5 protein-coding genes are annotated in these 5,055 nt (G+C 64.8%); 2 read left to right on the forward strand and 3 right to left on the reverse strand.

Annotated features, from left to right (window positions below):
* Window positions 1–121 precede the first annotated feature (121 nt).
* Both CWO89_RS40635 and CWO89_RS40640 read right to left on the reverse strand, forming a co-directional pair.
* On the reverse strand, window positions 122–1,726 hold the full coding sequence (locus tag CWO89_RS40635; protein WP_165421533.1) for a DHA2 family efflux MFS transporter permease subunit: 1,605 nt from the start codon (window positions 1,724–1,726) through the stop codon (window positions 122–124).
* 4 nt (window positions 1,727–1,730) lie between these two features.
* A complete protein-coding gene (locus CWO89_RS40640) occupies window positions 1,731–2,933 on the reverse strand; it encodes an HlyD family secretion protein (protein ID WP_130583874.1) in 1,203 nt (400 codons plus the stop codon).
* A gap of 155 nt (window positions 2,934–3,088) precedes the next feature.
* Between CWO89_RS40640 and CWO89_RS40645 the strand changes: the two genes are divergently transcribed.
* Together CWO89_RS40645 and CWO89_RS40650 are read left to right on the forward strand one after the other, a co-directional pair.
* Window positions 3,089–3,778 (forward strand): TetR/AcrR family transcriptional regulator, encoded by a 690-nt coding sequence (locus CWO89_RS40645; protein ID WP_130583875.1) that lies wholly within the window; start codon window positions 3,089–3,091, stop codon window positions 3,776–3,778.
* Between the two features lie 274 nt (window positions 3,779–4,052).
* Window positions 4,053–4,343 carry a hypothetical protein gene (locus tag CWO89_RS40650; RefSeq protein ID WP_394565630.1) on the forward strand — a complete coding sequence of 97 codons (291 nt, stop codon included), beginning with the start codon at window positions 4,053–4,055 and terminating at the stop codon, window positions 4,341–4,343.
* A 127-nt stretch (window positions 4,344–4,470) separates the two neighbouring features.
* Here the strand turns inward: CWO89_RS40650 and CWO89_RS40655 are convergent.
* On the reverse strand, window positions 4,471–5,055 hold a 585-nt coding region (locus CWO89_RS40655), incomplete at its 5' end, for an SDR family NAD(P)-dependent oxidoreductase (RefSeq protein ID WP_130583877.1).

The raw sequence follows: 5,055 nt of genomic DNA on the forward strand, positions 1-5,055 counted from the left end.
CCGCGGAGCGCGCCGCACGGGCGCTGATCGAGCGGCGGCGCCGCCCCCGACAATCGAACGGCATACTGACCGCACAGGAGTTCACCTCTCCCGCAAGCGGGAGAGGCGGCACAGCAATCTTTCAATGCGCGCCACCCGCTGCAGCGCCGCCCTTCGGCTTGCCGGTCAGGAGGATCGCGATGCCCGCGAGCACGAGCACGAAGCCCAGCACGACGAATGTATCGCTATAGCCCATCACCAGCGCCTGGCGCTTGACGGTGTTGCCGAGCGCGATGATCGCCTGATGTCGCGCGGCTGCCGGATCGCTCATGCCGTGGGCCATGAAGTAGTTCGTCATCTCGGCGAGGCGCTGGCGCACCTCCTCACGTGCGAGGTCGACCGACTGGCCGATGATGTTGGAGTGGAACTGCTCGCGCTTGGTGGCGATGGTCGCAAGCAGCGCAGTGCCGATCGCGCCGCCGAGATTGCGCATCATGTTGGAAATGCCGGAGGCCGCCGCCGCGTCCTGCGGCGCGACGCTGCCGAGGCTCACGGCGCTGAGCGGCGCCAGCATCAGGGCCTGGCCGATGGCGCGGATGATGTTGGGAACGAAGAGCTGGTCGCCGGCATAGTTCAGCGACATCTGCGTGTTCATGAAGCAGCTTGCCGCGAACAGCGCCATCCCGACGGCGGCAATGTAGCGGGCATCGAAGCGCTGCATCAGTTTCGGCACCAGCGGGATCAGGATGAGCTGGGGCAGTCCGGTCCACGCCAGCACCTGGCCGATCTGCTCGGCGTTGTAGAGCTGCACCTGGCCGAGATAGGCCGGCAGCAGATAGACCGAGCCGAACAGCGCAAAGCCGACGAACACCGCTGAGATCGTGCCGAAGCCGAAGCTGCGCTGCGCGAGCAGCCGCAGCCGGATCAGCGGCTTCTCCACCACGAGTTCGATGATCACGAACAGCGTCAGGCTCACCGCGGCGACAATCGCGAGCTTCACTATGAAGGGCGAGCCGAACCAGTCGTCCTTGTTGCCTTCCTCTAGCACGGTCTGCAGCGCGGAGAGGCCGATCGCCATGGTCGCGATCCCGAACCAGTCGCCCTCGTGCAGCAGGCCGAACTGCATCGGCTGCCGCTCCAGCGTGAAATAGAGCATGGTCACCATGACCGCGGTCGGCACCACGTTGACGAAGAAGATTGTCTGCCAGCCGTAGTTCTCGGTGAGATAGCCGCCGATGGTCGGTCCGATCGCCGGCGCAAAGGTCACGGCGATCGAGAACATCGCAAGGCCGATCGGCTGCTGCGCCTTGGGCAACTTGGTGAACACCAGCGTGAACGCCATCGGGATCAGGACGCCGCCGAAAAAGCCCTGCAACGCCCGCATCGCGATCATCGACGGCAGGTCATGAGTGAAGGCACAAGCCACCGAGAACGCCGCGAACAGCGTAGCGTGAACGATCATGATGTTGCGGAACGAGAACACGCGGCTGAGATAGTCGGTCAGCGGGATCACCACGATCTCGCCGATCAGGTACGACGTCGAGATCCAGGAGCCGTTGTCGACGCCGGTGCCGATGCCGCCCTCGATGTTGAGCAGCGAGGCGTTGGTGATCTGGATGTTGAGGATCGCCATGAAGGCGCCGATCATGGCGGCGAGCACGGAGATCCATACCGTGGCGCTGGCCCGGTCCGGATTGATGGCCGCACGCGGCAGGGGTGCTGTGGCCGATAGTGTGAGGTCCGACATGGCATCACCTCTGGGCAATCGAACTAGCGGGCTTCGGCGTTGCGACCGGCTGCTGGATGGCGTCGCCATGCGACTGCGTGTCGATCGTCGGGATCACCGACATGCCCGGACGCAATTCGACGGGCGTGGAGTCGAGCACGATCTTCACGGGGATGCGCTGCACCACCTTGGTGAAATTGCCGGTGGCGTTGTCAGGCGGCAGCAGCGCGAACTCCTGGCCGCTGGCGGGCGCGAGTGAATCGACGTGGCCGTGCACGACCTGGCCCGGGAACATGTCGACGGAGATGTCCGCCTTCTGTCCCTTGCGGACGTCGGTGAGCTGGGTCTCCTTGAAGTTCGCCACCACATAGGCGCCGGTCGCCGGCACCAGCGACATCAGTTGCGTGCCGGCCTGCACGAACTGGCCGACGCGCAGCGTGCGGTTGCCGACCACGCCGTCGATCGGCGCTGTGATCGTGGTGTAGCCAAGGTTCAGCTCGGCCTGCTGTTCGATCGCCTCGGCGCGCGCGGTCGCCGCCACCGCTTGCGTGATCTCCGCCTTCAGCAGTTCGACTTGCTTTCGCGCGGAAGCGAGGTTGGCGATGTCGCGCTGAACCGCGGCTTGCGCGCTGGCGTGGCGCGATTGCGCCTGTTGCGCGTTCTGCACGCTGCCATAGCCTGTGGTGGCGAGGTCGGTGTAGCGCTTGTTCTCCTGCGCGGCGAAGGTCTGCGTCGCGGTGTCGACGTCGAGCGTCGCCTTCGCGGCCTCGATCACCGCCTGCTGGACATCGAGTTGCGCATGCTTGCTGGCGACGGCGGCCCGCGCGGCCTCGACATCGGCCTTGGCCTGGTTCAGCGCCACCTTGAAATCACGTTCGTCGATCCGCGCCAGCACCTGGCCGGCCTTCACACGCTCATTGTCGCCGACCAGCACCGCGCTGAGATAGCCCGAGACCTTCGGCGCGATCGTGGTGTTGTCGGCTTTGACATAAGCGTCGTCGGTGGAGACGAGGAAGCGACCGACGGTCCAGTAGTCCCAGCCATACCAGGCGGCGCCGGACAGCGCGGCGATGGCGAGGCCGGTAAGAGCGATCCGCCGCAGCTTGCCCTTGATCGATGCCGAGGCAACGGGGGCGGGGACGACCGGCTCCGGCGCCGGCGCGAACCGCTGCACTTCGGCGGCGGATAGCGGGCGCTCGATCTCCAAGGACGCGGAATGCTGGTTCATGACGGCCCTCCTGACTTTCCATCCCCTTGCCAGGACTGGATAATTTCCATCGGATGGCGCGGGCTAATTAGGAAACTTGATGTTTTCCAAAATAGGCGCCATATTGTGTCTGTCAATGGAATGACAGGCGTCATATTAAAGCATGGCTCGGTGGCATGACGGTCACGACAAAGCAGGGCAGAGCGGACAAAGGCGGTGCGGCACCCGAGCGCCGCAGCCGGGGCAGGCCGCCGCTGCGCTCCGATGATGAGACGCGGACGGTGATCTACGAGGCCGCGCGGCGCGAATTTGCCGCCAGCGGCTTCGCGGCGACCAGCATGGATGACGTGGCGCGCCGCGCCGGCGTCTCGACGAAGACGCTCTACCGGCTGGTTTCCGGCAAAGAGGCCCTGTTCGAGGGGATGGTCGCGGACCGGATGGACCGGTTCATTTCGGGCGTACGGCTCCGCGCCTGCGACGGCAGCAACATCAGAGGTGCGGTACGCGAGGCTTGTCTTGCCTGCGCCGAACTTATCCTGGATGGCGAGGTGATTGCGCTGCAGCGCCTGGTCCTCGCCGACAGCGATAAATTCCCCGATATCGCGGACACCTTCTACAAGAGTGCGATGCGGCGAACGGTGACCACGCTGGCAAATTGGTTGCGGACGCAACACGAGCGCGGCCTGATCGCGCTTCGGGAGATCGATCCGGAAACGGCGGCCGGCATGCTGCTTGGCATGATCGTCTTCGCGCCGCAGCGTGCCGTATTGTTCGGTCGTCAGGCGCCGCCCGATCGTATCGAACTCGAGCGTCGCGCTGAGGCCTGCGCGACCCTGTTCCTCGAAGGGTGTGCGGTCCGGCGCTGACCAGAGCATGATCCGGAAAAGTGGGTACCGGTTTTCCGAAAAAGATCATGCTCGAACAAAAAGATGGAGCGGGATGACGTTTCGAAGAATAATCATCCAGCTCTATCCGATCCTGTGGACGGCGTGTCCCAATCGGGTCCATGCATGGAACTTCATCCGGGGTTCCCGGTTTGTCAGAGTTGGGGTCTGGCGTCACGGCACGGACATGGCTCGCACAAATTTGGTTTGGACTTCGGTCCTGACAATTCTCCTCGTCGTCCCAACGGGAACTCTGATGGCCCGCGATGATGGACGCTATTCCAACTCGCCACTCAAACCCTGGTTCGACAGCCTGAAGAGCAGGCTCGGGCCTTGCTGCTCGGATGCCGACGGCGTCGCGGTGGCCGATCCGGATTGGGAATCGAAGGACGGGCACTACCGGGTCCGTCTGGAGGGACAATGGATCATGGTGCCCGATGAAGCCGTGATCACCGAGCCGAACCGCGCCGGCCGGACCATGGTCTGGCCGATGAAGGGCACCACGGGAATCACGATCCGCTGCTTCATGCCGGGCAGCATGACGTAGAGGTTTTGTGCGCGTAGCCCGGGTGAAGCGCCAGCGTAACCCGGGGCGTGTGCATGCGTTGTCGGCCGGCCCCGGGTTACGCTGGCGCTTCACCCGAACTACGGCGCTTCGCCCACCCTACAATTTGCTAAAACGACTCCGCCCAGGGACGGAGGTCAAGCTCGTGGGTCCAGGCGCTGCGGTGCTGATGGTGCAGCACCCAATAGGCCTCGGCGATGGCGGCGATGTTGAGCAGGCCGTCCGGACCGCGCTCCTCTTTCAATTGTGGGAGAAAAGTCAGGAGCCGATCGCCCTCGATGCCGCCATCGATCACGACATGGCCGACATGGATGCCCTGAGGTCCGAATTCCCGCGCAATGCTCTGCGCCATCGCGCGTAGCGCGGCCTTGGCGGCGGCAAAGGGCGCGAAATGGGCCTTGCCGCGCAGCGAGCCGCTCGCTCCCGTGAACACCAGCGTGCCGCCGCCACGCGACAGCAGCGCTGGGATTGCCGCCTGCGCCAGGTGAAAACCGCCGAGCGCATGCTCGCGCCAATGTGACTCGAACTGTTCCTCGCTCACCTTCAGGAAGGGCGCCCACCGGTTCGAGCCGGCATTGTGCACCGCCATCGCAAGCGGCGCGAGCTTTTGCGCCGCCGCGACGAAGCGCGCGACATCGGCGGGCTTGGAGACATCACCGACGACATGGGCGACCTTGGCGCCGGCGGCCGCGAG

Origin of the sequence: Bradyrhizobium sp. Leo170, assembly GCF_004296405.1 — a bacterium.
In the GTDB taxonomy this organism is placed as follows: Bacteria; Pseudomonadota; Alphaproteobacteria; order Rhizobiales; family Xanthobacteraceae; genus Bradyrhizobium.

What these genes read in the sequence shown, in the direction of transcription:
- CWO89_RS40635 (WP_165421533.1), bottom strand. Translation starts at nt 1,726, where the DNA reads ATGTCGGACCTCACACTATCGGCCACAGCACCCCTGCCGCGTGCGGCC.
- CWO89_RS40650 (WP_394565630.1), top strand. Translation starts at nt 4,053, where the DNA reads ATGGCCCGCGATGATGGACGCTATTCCAACTCGCCACTCAAACCCTGG.
- CWO89_RS40640 (WP_130583874.1), bottom strand. Translation starts at nt 2,933, where the DNA reads ATGAACCAGCATTCCGCGTCCTTGGAGATCGAGCGCCCGCTATCCGCC.
- CWO89_RS40645 (WP_130583875.1), top strand. Translation starts at nt 3,089, where the DNA reads ATGACGGTCACGACAAAGCAGGGCAGAGCGGACAAAGGCGGTGCGGCA.